General features: G+C 65.4%; 17 protein-coding genes and 1 other RNA gene. 10 read left to right on the forward strand and 8 right to left on the reverse strand.

Features of this window, described 5'->3' with window-relative positions; translation table 11 throughout:
• Nucleotides 1-31: 31 nt before the first annotated feature.
• Both serC and gyrA read right to left on the reverse strand, forming a co-directional pair.
• The gene (serC, locus tag ToN1_RS07445) at nt 32-1129 is read right to left on the reverse strand and encodes a 3-phosphoserine/phosphohydroxythreonine transaminase (protein WP_169207758.1); all 1098 of its coding nucleotides are present in this window, start codon (nt 1127-1129) and stop codon (nt 32-34) included.
• Nucleotides 1130-1154: 25 nt separating this feature from the next.
• Complete coding sequence (gene gyrA / locus ToN1_RS07450) at nt 1155-3767, reverse strand: DNA gyrase subunit A (RefSeq protein WP_169207757.1); 2613 nt, start codon at nt 3765-3767, stop codon at nt 1155-1157.
• A gap of 241 nt (nt 3768-4008) precedes the next feature.
• On the opposite strand from gyrA, the gene ToN1_RS07455 reads away from it, so the two are divergent.
• The 4 genes from ToN1_RS07455 (at nt 4009) to ssrA (ending at nt 7462) form a co-directional block, all read left to right on the forward strand.
• Nucleotides 4009-5328 (forward strand): TRZ/ATZ family hydrolase, encoded by a 1320-nt coding sequence (locus ToN1_RS07455; protein WP_169207756.1) that lies wholly within the window; start codon nt 4009-4011, stop codon nt 5326-5328.
• A 102-nt stretch (nt 5329-5430) separates the two neighbouring features.
• Nucleotides 5431-6153: an OmpA family protein gene (locus ToN1_RS07460; protein WP_169207755.1), complete on the forward strand. Its 723-nt coding sequence runs from the start codon at nt 5431-5433 to the stop codon at nt 6151-6153.
• A gap of 105 nt (nt 6154-6258) precedes the next feature.
• Entirely contained in the window at nt 6259-6960 is a 702-nt protein-coding gene (gene ubiG / locus ToN1_RS07465) for a bifunctional 2-polyprenyl-6-hydroxyphenol methylase/3-demethylubiquinol 3-O-methyltransferase UbiG (RefSeq protein WP_169207754.1), read from the forward strand.
• Between the two features lie 124 nt (nt 6961-7084).
• Nucleotides 7085-7462: a transfer-messenger RNA gene (gene ssrA, locus ToN1_RS07470) on the forward strand.
• Nucleotides 7463-7586: 124 nt separating this feature from the next.
• Here the strand turns inward: ssrA and ToN1_RS07475 are convergent.
• Nucleotides 7587-8126 carry a hypothetical protein gene (locus ToN1_RS07475; protein WP_169207753.1) on the reverse strand — a complete coding sequence of 180 codons (540 nt, stop codon included), beginning with the start codon at nt 8124-8126 and terminating at the stop codon, nt 7587-7589.
• 258 nt (nt 8127-8384) lie between these two features.
• Between ToN1_RS07475 and ToN1_RS07480 the strand changes: the two genes are divergently transcribed.
• The 6 genes from ToN1_RS07480 (at nt 8385) to ToN1_RS07505 (ending at nt 16516) form a co-directional block, all read left to right on the forward strand.
• On the forward strand, nt 8385-9227 hold the full coding sequence (locus ToN1_RS07480; protein ID WP_211162217.1) for a M15 family metallopeptidase: 843 nt from the start codon (nt 8385-8387) through the stop codon (nt 9225-9227).
• Between the two features lie 50 nt (nt 9228-9277).
• Complete coding sequence (locus tag ToN1_RS07485; RefSeq protein ID WP_169207752.1) at nt 9278-9544, forward strand: PAAR domain-containing protein; 267 nt, start codon at nt 9278-9280, stop codon at nt 9542-9544.
• 167 nt (nt 9545-9711) lie between these two features.
• Nucleotides 9712-10980 (forward strand): hypothetical protein, encoded by a 1269-nt coding sequence (locus tag ToN1_RS07490; protein WP_210148053.1) that lies wholly within the window; start codon nt 9712-9714, stop codon nt 10978-10980.
• 3 nt (nt 10981-10983) lie between these two features.
• Complete coding sequence (gene tssM, locus ToN1_RS07495; RefSeq protein WP_169207750.1) at nt 10984-14757, forward strand: type VI secretion system membrane subunit TssM; 3774 nt, start codon at nt 10984-10986, stop codon at nt 14755-14757.
• Nucleotides 14754-15737 carry a type VI secretion system-associated protein TagF gene (gene tagF / locus ToN1_RS07500; RefSeq protein WP_169207749.1) on the forward strand — a complete coding sequence of 328 codons (984 nt, stop codon included), beginning with the start codon at nt 14754-14756 and terminating at the stop codon, nt 15735-15737. Before tssM ends, tagF begins: the two co-directional genes overlap by 4 nt.
• Nucleotides 15734-16516 carry an OmpA family protein gene (locus tag ToN1_RS07505; RefSeq protein ID WP_169207748.1) on the forward strand — a complete coding sequence of 261 codons (783 nt, stop codon included), beginning with the start codon at nt 15734-15736 and terminating at the stop codon, nt 16514-16516. Before tagF ends, ToN1_RS07505 begins: the two co-directional genes overlap by 4 nt.
• Nucleotides 16517-16531: 15 nt before the next feature.
• On the opposite strand, the gene tssA is transcribed toward ToN1_RS07505, so the two are convergent.
• The 5 genes from tssA to ToN1_RS07530 form a co-directional block, all read right to left on the reverse strand.
• Nucleotides 16532-17602 carry a type VI secretion system protein TssA gene (tssA, locus tag ToN1_RS07510; protein ID WP_169207747.1) on the reverse strand — a complete coding sequence of 357 codons (1071 nt, stop codon included), beginning with the start codon at nt 17600-17602 and terminating at the stop codon, nt 16532-16534.
• Between the two features lie 74 nt (nt 17603-17676).
• Nucleotides 17677-18060, reverse strand: coding sequence for a lactoylglutathione lyase (gene gloA / locus ToN1_RS07515; RefSeq protein ID WP_169207746.1), 384 nt, complete (start codon nt 18058-18060; stop codon nt 17677-17679).
• A gap of 14 nt (nt 18061-18074) precedes the next feature.
• Nucleotides 18075-18848, reverse strand: coding sequence for a M48 family metallopeptidase (locus ToN1_RS07520; RefSeq protein ID WP_244860991.1), 774 nt, complete (start codon nt 18846-18848; stop codon nt 18075-18077).
• Nucleotides 18845-19597: a competence/damage-inducible protein A gene (locus tag ToN1_RS07525; protein WP_169207744.1), complete on the reverse strand. Its 753-nt coding sequence runs from the start codon at nt 19595-19597 to the stop codon at nt 18845-18847. Before ToN1_RS07525 ends, ToN1_RS07520 begins: the two co-directional genes overlap by 4 nt.
• Before the next feature lie 3 nt (nt 19598-19600).
• Nucleotides 19601-20371: an EI24 domain-containing protein gene (locus ToN1_RS07530; protein ID WP_169207743.1), complete on the reverse strand. Its 771-nt coding sequence runs from the start codon at nt 20369-20371 to the stop codon at nt 19601-19603.
• Nucleotides 20372-20381: the final 10 nt, after the last annotated feature.

Below are 20381 nucleotides of genomic sequence, written 5' to 3' on the forward strand. Positions count from 1 at the left end.
CTTCACCCCGCCCGGGGCAGCTCAAGCCGTTTCAGCCATGTTGCGCGGCAAATCCGCGCATGTATTCCACCAGCGCCCGCACGCCCTCGACCGGCATCGCGTTGTAGATCGAGGCACGCATGCCGCCTACCGATTTGTGCCCCTTCAGCTGCGTCAACCCCGCGCTCTTCGCGCCCGTGAGGAAGGCATCGTTCAGCGCCTCATCCGGGAGCAGGAACGGGATGTTCATGCGCGAGCGGCTCCCGATTTCGACCGTATTGCGATAGAAGCCGCTGTCGTCGATGAAGTCGTACAGAAGCGCCGCCTTCTCAATGTTGCGTTGTTCCATCGCAGCCAGCCCGCCTTGGGCCTTTAGCCACCGGAACACGAGCCCTGCGACATAGATGGCGTAGGTCGGCGGGGTATTGAGCATCGAACCGTTGTCCGCCATGACCTTGTAGTCCATCACGGTCGGTGTCAGCGGGCTTGCACGTCCGAGCAGATCCTCGCGCACGATCACGATGACCAGCCCGGAGGGACCAATATTCTTCTGCGCGCCGGCATAGATCAGGCCATAACGGCTCACATCGGTGTGCCGCGACAGGATGTGCGAGGACATGTCAGCGACCAGCGGAGCCGCGGATCGAGGCAAACCATCGTCACCGACCTCGACGCCGTGGATCGTCTCGTTTGTACACAGATGGACGTAGGCGGCATCGGCATCCAGCGCGAGCTCGTCGGCCCGCAATGCCCGAGTAAAGCCACACGCTTCCGTGCTGCCAACGAGACGCACCTTGCCGCCAATCGCCCCGGCGAGGTGATGCGCCTCCTTGTACGCCTTCTGCGACCAGGTACCCGTCACGAGATAGTCCGCCGAACGGCCGCCCAGCAGATTCATCGGAAGCTGCGCAAACTGCTGTGTGGCCCCGCCTTGCAGAAACAACACGCGGTAGTTCTGTGGAATCGCCATCAGCTCGCGCAGGTCCGCTTCGGCCTGTTCGATGATGGACATGAATTCCTTGCCGCGATGGCTCATTTCCATCACACCGCAGCCAGCGCCGTGCCAATCGAGCATCTCCTCGGCGGCCTGACGCAATACTGGCTCCGGCAAGGCCGCCGGACCGGCACTGAAATTGAACACCCGGGTCATGCTCGAGTCACTCCTTGTGCGCGTCTCATTCGGCGGGCGCGTCGTCGCCCGCCTCGTCTTGGGCATCGGCGACGTCACCCTGCTCGCCGAGCGTCACCTCGTCGGCTTCCGACTCGGCCACCTTCTCGATTCCCGCCAGCGTGTCGCTTTCGTCGAGGTTGATCAGCGTGACGCCCTGCGTCGCCCGCCCGAGTTCGCGGATATCCTGCACCTTGGTGCGGATCAGCACCCCCCCGGTCGAGATCAGCATCACCTCGTCGGTTTCCTCGACCAGACAGGCCCCGACCAGACGGCCGTTGCGCTCGGACGTCTGGATCGCAATCATGCCCTTTGTGCCGCGGCCGTGGCGCGTGTACTCGGCCACCGGCGTGCGCTTGCCGTAGCCGTTCTCGGTCGCCGTCAGCACGCAAAGATCCTCGCGCTTGGCAACGAGCATCGCGATCACCTGCTGCCCTTCTTCCAGTGTCATGCCGCGCACCCCGCGCGCCTCGCGCCCCATCGGCCGCACATCGGACTCCGGGAAACGCACCGCCTTGCCGGCATCCGAGAACAGCATCACGTCGCTCTCTCCGTCGGTGATCGCAACACCGATCAGGCGATCGCCATCGTCGAGGCTCGCAGCGATGATGCCCGCCTTGCGCGGATTGGCGAAGGCGGTCAGTGCCGTCTTCTTCACCGTACCCTCCGCAGTTGCCATGAACACGAAGTGATTGTCGTCGAAGGTCTGCACCGGCAGGACCGCGTTGATCTTCTCCCCTTCGAGCAGCGGGAAGAGATTCACGATCGGTCGCCCGCGCGAATTGCGCGTGCCTTCCGGCACTTCATATACCTTCAGCCAATACACCCGCCCCCGGCTCGAGAAGCACAGGATGTAGTCGTGCGTATTGGCGACGAAGAGGTGATCGATGAAATCGTCGTCTTTCATCCCCGTCGCCTGCTTGCCGCGCCCGCCGCGTCGCTGCGCCCGATAATCCGCAAGCGGCTGGCGCTTGAAATAGCCGCCGTGCGACAGCGTGACCACCATGTCCTCGGGCGCGATCAGATCCTCGATATTGATCTCGCCGGTGTTGAGCACGACCTCGGAGCGGCGCGGGTCGCCGAACTGGTTGCGGATCGCGCCCAGCTCCTCGACGATGATCGCGGTGATGCGCGCTGGATTCGCGAGGATGTCCAGCAGATCCGTAATGAGGTCCATGACTTCGCGATACTCCGCGACGATCTTGTCCTGCTCCAGACCGGTCAGTCGCTGCAGTCGCAACTCCAGGATTGCCTGAGCCTGGGCCTCCGAGAGGCGGTAGCCCTGTGCCGACAACCCGAACTCAGCAGCCAGTCCTTCCGGCCGGTAACTATCGGCCAGCGCGCGCGTCAGCATCTCCTCGACCAGCGCAGAACGCCACTGCCGCGCCATCAGCTCGCGCTTTGCGTCCGCCGGCGTCGGCGCCGCCTTGATCAGCGCAATGATCTCGTCGACGTTCGACAGCGCGACCGCGAGGCCTTCCAGAATATGCCCGCGCTCGCGCGCCTTGCGCAGCTCGAACACCGTACGCCGGGTGATGACCTCGCGCCGGTGCGCGAGGAAGCACTCCAGCATCTGCTTCAGGTTCAGCGTGCGCGGCTTGCCATCGACCAGCGCCACCATGTTCATGCCGAAGGTGTCCTGCAGCTGCGTCTGCTTAAACAGGTTGTTCAGCACGACCTCGGGCACCTCGTTGCGCTTGAGCTCGATCACGACGCGCATGCCGGACTTGTCCGACTCGTCGCGAATCTCGCTGATTCCCTCGATCTTCTTCTCGTTGACGAGTTCGGCGATCCGTTCCAGCAGCGTGCGCTTGTTAACCTGATACGGCAGCTCGTCGACGATGATCGCCTGCCGGTTTCCCTTTTCCAGATCTTCGAAGTGCGTGCGCGCGCGCATCACCACGCGCCCGCGCCCCGTGCGATATCCGTCATGCACTCCGGACAGACCGTAGATCAGGCCCGCGGTGGGGAAGTCCGGCGCCTGCACGACACGGATGAGATCCTCGATATCGGTCGCCGGCTCATTCAGCAACATCAGGCAGGCATCGATCACCTCACCGAGGTTGTGCGGCGGAATGTTCGTCGCCATGCCGACCGCGATCCCCGACGACCCGTTGATCAGCAGATTCGGGATCCTCGCCGGCAGGATCAGAGGCTCCTTCTCCGAGCCGTCGTAGTTCGGCCCGAAGTCCACGGTCTCCTTGTCAATGTCGGCCAACAGCTCGTGGCCAATGCGCGCCATCCGGATTTCCGTGTAACGCATCGCCGCGGCATTGTCGCCGTCGACCGAACCGAAGTTGCCCTGACCGTCGACCAGCATGTAGCGCAGCGAAAAATCCTGCGCCATGCGGACGATCGTGTCATAGACCGCCGAATCGCCGTGCGGATGGTACTTGCCGATCACGTCGCCGACGATACGGGCCGACTTCTTGTACGGCCTGTTCCAGTCGTTCGACAGCTCGTGCATCGCGTACAACACGCGTCGATGCACCGGCTTCAGACCATCGCGGGCGTCGGGCAGAGCACGCCCGACGATCACGCTCATCGCGTAGTCCAGATAGGAGTGCCGCATCTCGTCTTCGAGACTGATGGGCAGAGTTTCCTTGGCAAACGAAGTCATTTGGCGGCGACGGCAAAAACGGCGAGGTAAAAACGTTAAATCTTAACACGCCGACCGCAGCTCCCGCCCGCGCCGTTCAGGTGCGCAATTGTTCCCCCCCGACCCATGTGCTTAAATCGGAAGCACAGCCGTCCGGCAACCGCCCGCGCGTCGCGAAAACCGCGCCATCCACGATTCCCCGCCCCCGGACCGACTGGCAGGCGGGCAGCATGCCGCCCGACCACCACATGGAGACTGCACGGTGAGCCAACCCGCCGACCTCGTGATCAATGCACGCTGGGTCATTCCCGTCGAACCCGCGAACCTGACGCTGGAACACCACGCAGTAGTGATCCGCGACGGAACGATCACGGACCTGCTCCCGCAGGAGCTCGCGCGCACCCGCTACCACGCGGACCGCAGCATCAGCCTGCCCGACCACGTTCTCATTCCCGGCCTGGTAAACCTCCACGCACACAGCCCCATGGCGCTGATGCGCGGCATCGCAGACGATCTTCCGCTGATGCGCTGGCTGCAGGAAGCGATCTGGCCCGCCGAAGGGAAGCACGTCTCGAGCACCTTCGTACGCGAAGGCACCTTGCTGGCGATCGCCGAGATGCTGCGCGGCGGCATCACCACCTGCAATGAAATGTACTTCCACCCCGCCGCGGCCGCCGAGGCCTTCGACCTGCTCGGCATGCGCGCCGTCATAGGCCTCACCACGCTCGAATTCCCGACCCCCTACGCCAGCGACGCCGACGACTATCTGCGCAAGGGACTCGCTGCGAGGGACGCGTGGAAGAACCACCCGCTGATCCGCTTCGCCCTCGCGCCGCATGCGCCCTACACCGTCTCGGATGCCACATTCGTGCGCATCGCAGCCCTTGCCGCAGAGCTCGACATCCCGATTCACGCGCACATCCACGAAACCGCACAGGAAGTCGCCGACTCCATCGCCCAATTCGGCAAGCGCCCGCTAGCGAGGCTGGCCGGACTCGACCTGCTGGGCGAAAACTTCATCGGAGTGCATGCAGTGCACCTCGACGACTCCGACATCGAGTTATTGCAGCGCCACCAGTGCAGCATTGCGCACTGCCCCACCTCGAACATGAAACTCGCGAGCGGCATCGCGCCGGTCGCCAGGCTGCAGGCGGCGGGAATCCTCACCGGCCTCGGCACCGACGGCGCCGCGAGCAACAACCGCCTGGACCTGTTCCAGGAACTCCGCCACGCGAGCCTGCTCGCCAAGGTATCGACCCTCGACGCCACCGCCCTGCCCGCACACGCAGCACTGCGCATGGCCACCCTGAACGGTGCGCGAGCCCTTGGCCTGGGCGACCGCGTCGGGTCCATTGAAGCCGGAAAGGAAGCCGATCTCTGCGCGATCGCCCTCGACACCTTCGAGACCCGCCCGTGCTTCAACCCGACATCCCACCTCGTGCACGTAGCAGGCCGCGAACATGTCTCCCACGTATGGGTTTCCGGCGAGATCCGCGTGGATAAAGGGAATACAGTGTTGCAATTAAACGACACGGAATTGCTTGGGTTTGCCGCGCTGTGGCAAACTAAGCTTAGTAACTGAACTGGATATGTGCTGCGAGTTGCTGTCGCGAGAATCAACGCATCAGCCTTGGCAGGCTTAATCGTTACCCTATTCATCCTCTTGCCAATCGACGAGGAAATTATGACCAAACAGACCAAAAAGCAGATGTTCGCACTGGCCGCCATCGCCTCGATCGGCCTCTCCGCATCCACTGTCTTTGCGCAGGTAAAAGACGTCGTGGTGGATGGCAAGGGTGAAATCCCCTACCTGATCGACGGCCGCAATGTCGTCGCCCGCAGCGGCGCCGGCCTGTGCTGGCGCACCGGCTACTGGAGCCCGGCGGCTGCCGGCACCGCAATGGCCGGCCAACTGCCGGTCGGCTGCGAGTGCGACAGCGACATCGTGCCGAAGGACAAGTGCGCGCCGGCTCCGGCCGCCGCTCCCGCGGCTGCCCCGGCACCCGCCGCTGCCACGCCGAAGCCCACCGCCGACAAGATCAAGCTGTCCGCCGACGCCCTGTTCGACTTCGACAAGGCCGTGCTGAAGCCCGAAGGCAAGACCAAGCTCGACGACCTCGCCTCCAAGGCAAAGGGCATCAAGCTCGAAGTGATCCTCGCCGTCGGCCACACCGATCGCCTGGGCTCCGACTCCTACAACCAGAAGCTGTCCGAGCGTCGTGCCAACGCCGTGAAGACTTACTTGGTCAGCAAGGGTATCGAAGCCAACCGCGTCTACACGGAAGGCAAGGGCGAGCGCCAACCGGTTACGGGCAAGAACTGCTCCGACAAGCTGGGCCGCAAGAAGCTGATCGAGTGCCTGCAACCCGACCGTCGCGTCGAAATCGAACTGGTCGGCACGAAGTAATCCTGCCTGACTCGGTCAAAGGCCCTGCTTCGGCAGGGCCTTTTCATTTCCGCCTGACCTTTGCTCCAATTGCGTCTTCGCCCGCACAACGTCGAGACCCGAGCCATGAATACAAACGCCGATCCGGCCGAATTGCAGAAGTTCAGCGACCTCGCCCACCGCTGGTGGGACCCGACGTCCGAGTTCAAACCCCTGCATGAAATCAATCCCCTACGGCTGCGCTGGATCGACGGCCACGCGAATGTCGCGGGCAAACGCGTTCTCGACGTCGGCTGCGGGGGCGGCATCCTGTCCGAGAGCATGGCTGCGCTGGGAGCCCAGGTCACCGGGATCGATCTGTCGGAAAAGGCCCTGGGAGTCGCCCGACTGCACCTGTTCGAATCGGGGCACAAGGTGGATTACCAGCACTGCAGTGCGGAGGAGTTCGCCGCACGACATCCTGGCGAATTCGACGTCGTGACCTGCATGGAGATGCTCGAACACGTCCCTGCCCCCGCCAGCACCGTCGCTGCCTGCGCTAAACTCGTCAAGCCGGGCGGACAAGTCTTTTTCTCCACGCTCAACCGCAACTTCAAGTCGTATTTGTTTGCCGTCGTCGGCGCGGAATACATCCTGAACCTGCTGCCGCGCGGAACGCACGAGTACGCAAAGTTCATCAAGCCGTCGGAACTTGCACGCTTTTGCAGGAATGCCGACCTGGAGAGCGCAGAACTCCTCGGGATGAGCTACAACCCCCTCACCCAGACCTACTCCCTGGGACAGGATACGAGCGTAAACTACATGCTTCAGGCGCGACGCGAAGCCTGACGCTGGCGCAAGAATGCGCTCACGCGACCGGAAATCGAAACTTTTCGGCCGCCAGCGCAAAAAGTGCTAGACTGCCACTTGAAATCGGGTGTACCGCCACCAGATTCGAACCGTGATACACAAGGGGGCCGACCTGGCTTCGACGTGGGTCGCAAAGCAGCGCAGTGCATACCGAGGACCAGTCACCTCGTAAATCCATCTGGAAACAAACAAACGCCAACGACGAGCGTTTCGCTCTCGCCGCTTAATCCCGGCGGGCGCTGCACCGGCAGGTCTCTGGGCCGGGTGGTCTCAGCGTAAGCTGAGCCGCTGCAGTGTCATTTACAGAGACTCGCGAGTTGCGCCGGGCCACTTGGCGCAACAGCTAAAGGTAAGGTGACTCGCTTCTGTCCGGCCTGCCGACCGGCTAAGACAGGAGTTAAATCCAAATAGGTGGGCTAAGTATGTAGATCTGTCTGTGGAGGGCTTGCGGACGGGGGTTCAATTCCCCCCGGCTCCACCAATTCAACGCCAAGACAATGACTTGTCTTGGCGTTTTCATTTTGGCCGCACCAATCTTCGCCCCCGCACGGGGATCCTGCCCCGCGCGTGGGGCAGATGAGTCGATGGGGACGGCGGTACCGATGTCAGCGCGTGCGGGTAACGATCGCCTCGATCACCTGGACGTCTGCATCGACCCGCTCTTCAACATGCTTCGGCCCGCCCGGCTGTGTGCGCACAGGCGGAGCACCACGTCGCGCATCCGCCTTGCGCCCCCCTCCCGGCTTCGACTTCGCGCTTGCCGTCGAGGTGCGCGCCACCTCCCGGGGCGCAACACGCATCGCCCCGCGACCTGCAGCCTCGCTCGGCCGCCTACCCCCGGCCACGCTCACATTCGCCACGCCCGGCGGACTGTCGACCTTATTCGGCAGCTCAACGCGCTGCACGGGCATCTCGACGATGGTCGCTGCCGGCGCACGGAACTCCTGCACTGGCGGCATCACAGGCGCCCGCACCTCGGGCAGGCGCTCCTGGCGGACATCCGTCACCACCGGAGCACTCATCCCGACCAAATCCACCGACTCCGGTTCAACTGCGCCTTCGCCGCCGGTCGAACGCCAGGGCTTCTGCATCACAAAAACAAGCAACCCCGCGACCGCCAGCACAACCCCGGCAGCCAGAACCATGTCAACCCTTCCTCCTCCCGTCCCCACTCCTCTGCCAGCGGAAAGCTCTTCGAGAATTCGCACATCATCATGACCCTGCACGCGCAGACTCGGCGCAAAGAGGCTGGGCAGAGGCCGAGCCGCCACCGCGGCGGCCGTTCCGTAAGATGCATCCGACATTACAAGCGCCGATCCATTTGCCATATTCATATACAATAGCCGATTTTAACGACACAGGCATTTTCGTGCCCAGTCCCACGCACTGTGAATCGACCCATATTGTTCGCCGCCCCAGTCGCATACTTCGCGCTCGTCTGCATCGGACTGGTGCTGATCCGCTATCCAGCGCGTAGACGCACGGTTTTTGCCGGCGGTTCGGCACGCATTCATGGGTTCATCAACACCCTGCAAGGCATGTTCCGAGCCGCCATCAGGCTGGTCGCGACCGGTCTCGGCTTCGTGCGGGACGGGAGCGCGGGGATTTCGATTCCGTTGATCGAGAACCGCCCGATCGTGATATCCGCCATCGCACTCGCCCTCCTGCCCCCCTTGGCCGTACTCGCACTGTCGCAACGGACAATCTTCGAGTTCGCTCCGGACGACGCGCCGCCCGACCGCAAGATCGCCGCACTGCTGGCCGGAGAGCACCTCACCCCCCCGCCTCCACTTCCGCCTGCCGTGTTTGCCACGACAGAAGTCGAGATGCTCAGACCGTCGATCGGGACTGCAAGTCGGGACTGGAATCTGCTTGATGGCGAGTTCCGGCAACGCCTGCTCACCGTATTTAAACTGCTCGAGGAGCAGCACGGCTACCAGGCAGTGCTGCTCGAAGGCTATCGCAGCCCGGAGCGTCAGGCGGAGCTCCTGTTGCGCGGCCCCTCCGTCACCCAGGCAGCCCCGAACATGAGCTATCACCAGCACGGCCTCGCCGCCGATGTCGCATTCCTGCGAGACGGCAGGCTCGTCATCTCCGAACGCGACCCTTGGGCCATGCGCGGCTACGAACGCTACGGCGCACTAGCCGAGGCTGCGGGCCTGACGTGGGGCGGACGCTGGAAGATGATGGATTTCGGGCACGTCGAACTGCACCACCGCGAAGCCCTTCCCGACGGCCGCTCCTGAGGCACAGGCCGGTCCGCAAACCCCACCCGCAACCACGAGGAACCATTTCCATGGCACGTCCGTTCATCGTCATCGGCGACCGGACCGATCACGGCGGCACCGTGATCGGCGCTTCGCTCAATAGCGACTGCAACGGCAAAGGCATCGCAAGAGTCGGGGACCAGGTTACCTGCCCGCGCAAGGGGCACGGTCGCGTGACCGTCATCGCGACCGGTGATCCAACCACACTCATCGACGGGCGTCCGGCCGCGCGCCATGGTGACAAGACGGCCTGCGGCGCAATCCTGATCGCCTCGCAGGCGCTCACCGTCGACTGACACCGGGTCGCGATCCCATGTTCGCCTTTACACTGAGGCCCGTCGTCCTCGGAGTTTTCGCGACCGCACTGGTCTGGGCGCTCGTCCTCGGCTGGTGGCGTGCCGTCGGATACGAACCCGGAACGATTGAACTCGCCACGCACCTGCTCCTCCTGCCGGGAACGCTCTTGGCCGGCTTCTGGCTCCTGCGCACGTTCATCGAGCACCTCCGACTGCCGCCCGCCGCGACGGTGTCCCATGAAAGGGGAAGTAACGCCCCCCTGCCAGCAGTTGCATCCGCCCCAACGCGCCACCCACAAACGTTCCTGATCGCCTTCGCACTGCAGTGCGCGCACGGTACCGACGCGGCGGAAGTACTCGATGCAGCCCGGCAAGGATGCATGCCGCCGCTCGACGACGACCTCCGTGATGCGCATGGCTTTCCCGTGTTCGCCGCGCGCGTTGCAGATCTTTCACCCGGGGATGCGGACAGGACGCCGAACGAGAGCGCCATCGACATTGGCCTGACCGACGGCGAAGAGGACACGCGTGCGCTGGAGATGCTTCACGGCGCGCTCCCCCGTGCGCTCGACGAGCTTGCCGAGTTCGTCGCTCCCGACCCCGCGGTCGTCCGGACGGTCCTCTGGCTCGCGGACCGGGATCGGCCGGACGAACACGGTGCCCGCCTTGCCACCTGGCTACGGCGCGAGCACCTCGCTCCGCGCGGCATTGCGGCGACGAACGTTTGCCTCCACCACCCGCGGGATGACGCCCATTCCTTCGAACTCATCGACGCTCTGGCTGCCGACCTCGACCGCCTGTCGTCCCCGGCCCTTGCTCTGGTATTGGCCGCCGTGTCACATGTCGGCGAGAGGACGGTTGCGGCCTGGGAGGCTGCATCACACCTGTTCACGGCGAACACGCAGGACGGCCGGATTCCGGGCGAGGCGGCAGCAGTGCTGGTGCTGGCGAACCGGGAGGGAGCGGTTCTCGTCCGGCGACTGTCGTCTCCCCGCCTGTCGCACTCTGCATCGGGCAGGTTCAGCCCCGCTGATGATTTCCGGGCAAAGACCGTCACGCCCCTCTTGGGCAGACTCATCGACACCATCCTGACGGACACGCAGGTCGACGCGGCGCGTGTGTCGAGTGTGCTTGCCGACGCCGACCACCGAACTCCGGTGACGAGGGATCTCTTGCGAACGCTCTCGGAACGCTTCCCGACGCTCGAGCCGCTGTCGGACATGCTCAACCTCGGGAACGCGACAGGCTTTACTGCACCGATCGGCGGACTCGTGACGCTGCTCTGTGCGGCCGAGGCCGCCAGCGCAACCGAAGGCGTCGCACTGTGCCTGACCTGCCAATCCCCCCACGCCCGCGCAGCGATCGTCATCGACGCCCGCCCGCCGTCGGCCTTGTCCCCCACGCCAACGCCAGACCCTGCTCCTGACGCCACCTGACCGATGTCTTCTCTCCGCACCTTTCTCACCGACTCGCGCACCCTGTCCTTCATCGGCGTACTGGCCCTCGCCGGCTTCCTGATGCTGGGCGCCGAAACGCTTGAACTCGCCTTGACTTGGGCGGCGATCGCCTCGTGCGCCCTTCTCGCGCTCTGGGTCGCCGTGTGGGCCTGGCGGCGACGCCGGGCCGGTCTCGCCGAATCCGCACTCGAACGGATGCTCGACCCGCGCACCGGCGATGGCGAAGGCCGGACGAAGGGCGAGATCGAAACCGTGCGCCGGCGCATGAAGGAAGCCATCCGCACGATCAAGACATCGAAGCTGGGACTGGTCTCCGGGCGCGCCGCACTGTACGAACTACCGTGGTACATCACGATTGGCAACCCCGCGGCGGGCAAGAGCACGGCCGTCGTCAATTCGGGGCTCACCTTCCCTCTCGGCGATGCCGCCGGCAGCGTCGTGCAGGGGCTGGGCGGGACCCGCAACTGCGACTGGTTCTTCACGACGGAGGGGATCCTCCTCGACACGGCCGGCCGCTACTCCGTCCACGAAGAGGACCGCGAGGAATGGCTGGGTTTTCTGGACCTGCTGAAGAAGAATCGTCCGCTCGCGCCGATCAACGGCATCATCGTCACGGTGAGCATCGGCGAGCTGCTCCGCAATCCGCCGGGCTTCGCAATCACACTGGCAAAAAATCTGCGACAACGGGTTCAGGAACTTACCGAACGGCTCGAAGTGTTCGCGCCGATCTACGTGATGTTCTCGAAGGCCGACCTCATCGCGGGGTTCAACGAGTTCTTCCAGGACGTGGACTGGAACGAGCGCGACCGCGTGTGGGGCGCGACCCTGCCCTACGAAACCACCGGATGCAGCGACGCCATCGGGCTGTTCGACCGCCACTTCGACGAACTGTATGAAGGGCTGCGCGAAATGAGCGTGGCGCAGATGTCGATTGCCCGCGGCGAGCGGATGCCGCCCGGATTGCTCACGTTCCCGCTCGAGTTCGCCGCAATCAGGCCGGTCCTGCGATCCTTCATCGCCACGCTGTTCGAGGAGAACCCCTTCCAATTCAAGCCGATCTTCCGCGGCTTCTACATCACCTCGGCGATCCAGAGCGGAGAGACCCCCAGCAGCTCCAGCGAGCGGGTGGAAAAGCGCTTCGGGCTTGCCGGCGACGGTCCGACTGCCGCACGGATCGCCTCGAGCAACGGCTTTTTCCTGAAGGATCTCTTCTCGAAGGTGATCTTCGCCGACCGCAACCTGGTACGGCACTATGCGAGCCGGCGCAAGAAACGCCTGCATCACGCCACCTCGCTGGCCGCGGCGGCCCTACTGGGCCTTTCGCTGGCGGGATGGAGCTGGTCCTATGCGAACAACCGCAGCCTCGTCGATAACGTCCGCGCCGACCTCGAACGCGCCGTCCGCATTCAGGAAGACCGCGTCGACCTGCAGTCGCGGCTCGAGGCGCTCGAACTCCTCCAGGAGCGCATCGCACAGCTCGAACGCTTCGACATGGAACCGTCGCGTTCCCTCGGCCTAGGGCTGTTCCAAGGCAGGGAAGTGAAATCCAGATTGCTCGAGGAGTACTACCGGGGCGTCGGGGAAATCATGCTCCGCCCGGTCGGCGAGAGCATCGAAGCTTTCCTTGCCGCCGTCAATCGCAATGCCGGCCGGCTGCAGCCGGCCGACAACCGCGGCCAGCAGGCGGTTGTGGACGAGACGCCTGCGGAGGGGCAGCGGTACAAGGAAACGTCGCCGACCAACGTCGAAGACGCCTACAACGCCCTGAAGACCTATCTCATGCTGGGCGACCGGGCGCATACCGAGGTCGGCCATCTCTCCGATCAGCTCAGCCGCTACTGGCGGACCTGGCTGGACACCAATCGCGGCGCCATGCCGCGCGAGGAGATGATGCGCAGCGCCGAGCGGATCATCAGTTTCCATCTGCGGCATGCGAACGATCCCGGCTGGCCGACCATCGCAGGCAAGCTCTCGCTGATCGACGAGACGCGTGCAACGCTGCGCCGTGTGGTGCGGGGCATGCCTGCGATCGAGCGCGTCTATGGCGACATCAAGGCGCGGGCGGCCACCCGCTTCCCCCCCGTGACGGTCGCTAACCTCGTCGGCCCGGACGACACCGGCCTGATCGGCGGCAGCCATGCGATATCCGGTGCATTCACCGCCGAAGCGTGGCGCAGCTATGTCGAGGCCGCCATCAAGGATGCTGCGACGGGAGAGCTGCGCAGCACAGACTGGGTCCTCGACACCAGCGCGAAGGACGACCTCTCCCTCGCCGGCAGTCCCGAGCAGATCCAGAAAATGCTCGTAGCAAAGTACAAGAAGGAATATGTTCAGGAATGGCAGAAATTCGTCACAGGTATCGGGGTCAGCGGATTCGACGGTTTCCCCGCCGCCGTGACAGCCATGAATCGCCTCGGCGACGTGACCGCATCCCCCCTGGGGAAACTGCTGCGCACCGTGCATGAGCAGACCGCCTGGGACAGCCCCGGCGTCAGCCATGCGGTGGCCGAGCGTGCGCAAAAAGGCTTCATCGAATGGTTCAAGCAGTCGATCCTGCGCATGTCGCCCGCACCGGTCACTCTTCAGGTCTCCTCCACCGCGACGACACCGGTCAGCCCGATGGGCACCATCGGCCAGGAATTCGCCGGAGTCGATCGCCTGATCGCGCGCCGGGACAACGGGGAATCGATACTGGACCTGTACCTGCGTCGGCTTTCGGGATTGCGGACGCGCCTCAATCTCCTCGCCAACCAGGGCGACCCGGGTCCGGGCGCCGTAAAGCTGATGAGCGAAACGATCGAAGGCGGCAGCTCGGAACTTGCCGACACCCTGCGGTTCGTGGACGAGCAAATGCTGACGGGCATGCCCGACAGTCAGCGTGAAGTGCTCCGCCCGCTGCTGGTGCGCCCCTTGCTGCAGACCTTCGCGGCCCTGATCGGTCCGGCCGAGCGCGAGCTCGACAAGAGCTGGATCGCGAACGTGTATGAGCCCTTCGGCCGGCAGCTCGCCGGGAAGTACCCGTTCGACGCCGCGTCGGGCATAGAAGCGACGCCGGCCGAGATCGCGCAGATCTTCGGCCCGGAAGGTGCGATCTCGAAGTACGCGGCTACCAGCATCGGGTCGCTGATGGTGAGGCGCGGCGACTATATCGAGGCGCGGACGTGGGGGGAACTCGGTATCCGCCTGCGCCCCGAATTCCTCGCAGCTTTCCCGGGCTGGGTCGCCCCCCTGGACGGCGGCAGCGCCGCCCCGTCCGCACCGGTTGGGCAGACGAGCTTCCGGCTGCTGCCGCTGCCCTCGCCGGGCACGACCGAATACACGATCGAGATCGACGGACAAAGGCTGCGCTACCGCAACGGCGCCGCCCAGTGGGCCACCTTCGTGTGGCCCAATCCGGCGGGAACACCGGGCGCGCGAGTCGTCGCGACGACCTTCGACGGACAGGAAATCGAGGTCGCCAACTTCAGCGGCCGCTTCGGGCTCGAAAAGCTGATCAACTCGGCCACGCGCACACGCAACGCCGACGGCTCGTTCAACCTCGCCTGGCAGACGGGCGAGTTGTCGGTGCCGGTCACGCTCAAGATCGTGAGCAGCCCGGACGTGCAGACGGGCAACGGGGCCAGCCCCAGGGGCAGCCGCAACGCCCCGCTCCCTGCCAGCGTGGCGGGCGACGACGTGAAGACCCAGGCCGCCATCGCCCCCGGCGGCGCGGCCACGCTCGCAGCCACGAGACAGGAGCGCGGGGGGGTGCAATGAAGGGGACTGCCATCCACGCCACAGGATATTTCGGCAAGCTGCCCGCACGTGGCGACTTCGTGAAGGGAGGCGGATCGACGCAACTCATCGCGATGCTCGATCGCTGGATCTCGGAAAGCATGAACCTGCTGTCGGCAGATCCGCGCTGGCGCATTCCCTACGACGGCATGAGTCCGGTGCACTTCACCTTCGTCGGTCCGCGCAGCCGCCTCTCCGTCGTCGGCCACCTGCAGCCGAGCCACGACTCATCGTCGCGCCGCTTCCCCTTTCTCGTCGCGTCGACGATCGAGTCGGAGGCCGGACACGCCCCGCCCGGGCCACTGGCCCTGTCCTCGCTGTGGGCAAAGTTCGGGCACCTGGTCGGCCTGGCTCGAACGACCGACGAACCCGCGTCGGTCCTGCACGCCCTCGCGCGCATAGACTGCAGCGGGGAGCTCGCGCACATCGCACAACCGTCCGACAGCGGTGCAATGCCCGACGCAACGACGATGGCTGACCTCGACCGGCTGCTCGGCCACGACAGCGGCACCGGACAGGCCCGCCGCATCATCCTCGCCCTCGGCGTGCTGCTGCGGCCGCTGCTCGGAAGCAACCGGCCGGCGATCGAACGCGGCCTGCGGCTGCCCCTTCCGGACGACGTCGGGCTGCGGGACGGGCTGGCGCAGGTCTGGGTAAACCTCATCGGCGGCTTTCTCCGCAGCACCCCCTGCGAACTCCAGCTGCTGCAGGCACCGGTTGCAGGACGCAACACGCTGATCGTCGGCTTCAACGGGGCCACGCCACAGCCCCTCGTCAGCCTGATCTCGCCGGCGAGCGCACCCGACGCCGTCGTCAACCTGGAGGATCCGGAGTGGATCGACACGCACCCGGACCTGGTCGGCGACTACGGAGTCGCCAAGCTGTCTAGCTATCTCGCCCAGCCCGGGACGTCCCTCACCATGGGGCTCGCCACCTTCAGGGAAGTCTTTTTCGGAGAATGATCTTGAAGCTCAATTTCGCACTCGCGGCGGGGCTGCTCTATGCCGCGGCCGGCATGAGCGCACCGCCACCGCAAAACTCCGCGTCGGACGGTCTGGTGCACGTCACCGGCACGGTACCGGACGAAAGCGCCCGAGTGGCCATCATTTCCCGCCTGCGCGAACTCTATGGCGCGGAGAAGGTTGTCGACCGTCTGGACTCGGGGGGCGTCGTCGCCCCACCGGGCTGGAGCGGCCACGTTGTCAAGACCCTTGGCAACGGCATCCGCGACGTCCGCCAGGGCCAACTGGAGGTCAACGGCACCCAGGTCACGATCACCGGCAACGTTGCCAACGAAACCCGGCGGCAACAGGTCGCCAGCGAGATTGCGACAGTGCTCAATCCGACCTACACGGTCAATAATGGTCTGCGCGTGCCGGCCGGGGCGCAGGCACTGCTCGATCAGACGCTTGCAGATCGCGTGGTCGAGTTCGAGAGCGGATCCGCGATCCTGACGCCAACGGGTGTTGCCATCCTCGACGAAATGGCGGCAGCCATTGCCAGGCTCGACCGCCCCCGCGTGGACATCATCGGACATACGGACTCCACCGGGAATCGGGCAACGAACATCGCATTGAGTCTCGCCCGGGCTGACACGGTGAAGGACTACCTTACGGCCAAGGGCATTCCCGCGGCAGGACTGAGCGCGCGGGGCGCCGGCCCCGACCGTCCCGTGACTCCCAACGACACGCCGGAGGGTCGCGCGCGCAATCGCCGGATCGAATTCCGGCTCGCCGAGTGACCCCGGCCCAGCCGTTCAGCGCCCGGGCGCATCCTGGGGCACGAGTCCGAGCAGTTCCTCCACATGCGACAGCGCCCCGTCGTCGCGGACCACGGTGCGCAGCCACTCGTGCAGCGACATCTCGCCCCAACGTGCCGCCTTGTCGGCGAGGTAGGCCACCGGACTGTGAGGCTCGGTGCGCCGGAAGAAGTCCGCCACCTCACGGAGGCGCTCTATCGCATCGGCCCGTGTAGCGATCACCCCCTGACCCGCTGTCCCCGGCGCCTGCTCACCCCCGCGGCTGCGTCCGCCACCTGCGGGCGAGGCCGCGAGGAAGTTCGGAGTCGGGGTGGGGGCCGGTGCCTCGCCACCGAACCGCCGCGCGGTGTCCAGCACCTCGATGAGCGCCTGGCGTGCATCGGCGAATCCCGGGCCATCTAGACCGAGCTTGGCGTCCACGACCCGCTCCAGCTCGTCCAGCGCCCCCCGCGCCGCTTCCGCCTCGGTGGCAATCCGGCCAAAAAAATCACGGGACGTGTCGCGGCGCGCGGCCTCGAATTGATCGAGCGTCACCGGCGCGGCACGCATGAGGAACTCGGCTTCCTGAGGGTTCCGCTCCAGGCAGGCGGCCAGATTACGCGCGGATTCGAGATCACCCATCGAGAAGGATCCGCGCGGCGAATCGGTAAGCGGCGTATCGCGCACGATGCGGCGGGACTGGGCCACCAGCCAGTCGAGATTGCCGGCGCGCATCTCCTGGTCACCGTCGTCGGGAAGCGGATGGATGTCATCCCAATACGCTTCGCACAAGCCGGCCACCAGGCGGTAGCCATCGGCGAGGCCGGCGAATCCGCGGGTTCGCGCCACAGCCTCGGTCAACCAGACGGCGAGACGGACATCCTTCGCCCTGGATGCCAGCGCATCCTCGCAAAGGCGGGCAACGCGCGCCCAGTCGGCCTCCTTGAGCGGCCTCACCCATTCGCCCTGACTCACCGAGGGGTCGTCGCAGCGGCGCGCCTCCTGGATCTCGTCGAACAGCGCAGAGAAGGTGAGGTCCTCGCCGCAGCGATTACCGGCCAGCGGGCGAAGCAGTGCAGCAAAATCCATGGGCGGTTCCGGTTCAGGCCAAGCCGCCATTTTACATGACGATGAAATTACCCTGACAGCATTGAAGGATACTTTCAGGCGTGTTGGATGAGCTCGATCTTGTAGCCGTCCGGATCCTCGACAAACGCGATCACGGTCGTGCCGTGCTTCATCGGCCCCGCCTCGCGCACCACCTTGCCGCCACGCGCACGGATCTCGTCGCACGCGCGGTAGGCATCGGGAACCGCCAGCGCGATGTGGCCGAAGGCATTGCCCATCTCGTAGGAATCCATGCCCCAGTTGTGCGTGAGCTCGATGACGGCCCCCGCGGACTCGTCCTGGTAACCGATGAAAGCCAGCGTGAACTTCCCCTCCGGGTAGTCGTGGCGGCGCAGCAGCCGCATCCCGAGGACCTCGGTGTAGAACTTGATCGAACGATCGAGATCGCCAACGCGCAGCATGGTATGAAGCAGTCTCATTTCAACGGTCCTCATCAGTCTTCAGCAAGAAGCGCCGCGTCGGCGCCATCGATGACGGGCAGCGCCCGCCCGGCGTCGCGCAGTCTCACGCGCGCCGCATTCCAGTCCGGGTAGAGCGCGCCCACGACGGCCCAGAAACGCGGCGAGTGGTTCATTTCGGCGAGATGTGCCACCTCATGGGCGACAACGTAGTCGATGAGTGCCGGCGGCAGGTGGATCAGGCGCCAGTGCAGTCGGATACCGCTGCGGCTGCTGCAACTCCCCCAGCGCGTGCGTGCCGACGACAGGCGTACCGGCGGCACGGCGTGGCCGAGCCGGAAGCAGAATTCCGCGACACGTTCGCCATACCACGGCAGGGCGCGAGCGCGCAGCGCACGGATGAGTGCCTTGCGGGCGCCCCCGCCGTCGGGCAGTACCAGCTCTTCGACACCATCCGCGCCCAAGCGCCAGCGCGCCGAACGGACACCGCCCGCAAGGCGCAGGCGGCAGGTCTCGCCCAGCAGCGGGAACAGCGCGCCATCCTCGACTGCCATCGCCGCGGCCGGCACCCGTGCGGCGAGCTTCCCCAGCAGCCAGTCATGGTGGCTACGGATGAAGCGGTCGATTTCGGGCTGCGTCGCAGGCCACGGGACGGCGACGCGAACCCCGCGTCGATCGACCTGCAGCGCGAAGCTGCGTCGCGGAGAGCGCCGCAGAACATAGTCGAGGTCCTGCTCGCCGAGACGGATGCTGCGGGACTCCTCGGTCGCCGGCCGCGACGGGCGCGACAGCCCCGCGGCTCGGCTCACGCCTTCACCTGCCATTCGTACCCGCGCGCTCCAACCTCTGCGCAGATGCGTTCCATCGCGGTCGCGACACTCGCGGCGGGGCCTTTCACACCCAACTCGATGGTCCGCAGCTCGCCCGGTGCCGTCGGCACGCTGGGCAGGCTGAACAGCTCCAGTTCGGGAAACGCCGCGGTCACGGCCTCCATCAGATCGACCAGCTTTCCCTCCATGGCATCCAGCACCGTGATCGCCGCTTCGGCGAAATCATCGGCATGGTGGAGGTGGCGGAACTGTGTATCGAGCACCCATTCGACCATGGGCCATGCCATCACCGGGAAGCCGGGCACAAAGTAATGCCCGCGAATCGAGAAGCCCGGTACCTGATTGTACGGATTCGGGATGATCGCGCTGCCCTGCGGATAGGTGCCGAGTTCCAGGCGATGCGCCGTAATCTCGGTGCCGAATTTCTCGCGCAGGATCGCCTCCGCCTCGGGGTGCAGCGCAAGTTCGACGCCGAGCGCGGCCGCCGCGCTCTGGCGCGTGCGGTCGTCCGGCGTGGCGCCGATGCCTCCGAAGCTGAACACCACATCACCGCTCGCGAAGGTTTCGCGCAGCGTCGCGACGAGCCGCTGCGCGTCGTCGCCGACGTAACGCGCCCAGGCGAGCCTGAGTCCGCGCGCACCGAGCATCTCGACGAGCTTCACCAGATGCTTGTCGCTGCGCCGGCCGGACAGGATCTCGTCACCGATGATGATCGCGCCGAACGCCATGCCTTACTCCCGCGCCTGCGGCACCGACAGGGCGTCGAGGACGGTTACGCCCCGCTCAATGCGCTCGCGCCGCAACGCCTCGAGCATGAAATGGACAAAGGCCAGGCCGCAGAACGCGGGTGCCACGAGATTGACGAACGGTACATAGGCAAGGAGGGCGCAAGCGCCGCCAAGCAGCAGCATCGACGTCCGCTGCACCCGAGGCAGCCGCCGGAGTTCCTCCGGGTCGGCATGCAGCATCAAAGCGTCATAACCGAACGCTCGCTGGTTCAGCCATGCGGTCAGCACCACGGACGCGACAAGGCCCGCCCCGGGAATCAGCCACAGCGGCAGCGAAACAACCATGCCGATCAGAAACAGCAGCCCCGCGACGATCGCATTCCACGCACTGCCCAAGTTCGAGCCGCCGCGACGCAACTCCAGTTCGCCATAATCCTTGCGCGCCACCTGCTCGAGCATCATCGGCAGTGCGATCACGGCGACCAGCAGGGCCGCCGTGACGTAGATCAGCGGCAGGAAGGCCAGCGCCAGCGCGATCTCGACGACGATCAGCGTGGCGGTGGCGCCGATCTCGGACGCGGCGATCCATTCACCGACGAAGGCCCAGCTCTGAATCCAAGCCACGACCGTCTCGACCAGCGTGGACCATGTCAGGACCGCAACCGTCATCCAAACGACGACGGCCAACAGGCTCGGCCACACAAGGTGGACGAACACCCCCTTGCGCCCAAGGCTGCGCAGCGCCCGTCCGAACGCAAGCAGGATCTCGCGCATCGCCAGCCCC

It is taken from the genome of Aromatoleum petrolei, from assembly GCF_017894385.1.
Taxonomy (GTDB): Bacteria; Pseudomonadota; Gammaproteobacteria; order Burkholderiales; family Rhodocyclaceae; genus Aromatoleum; species Aromatoleum petrolei.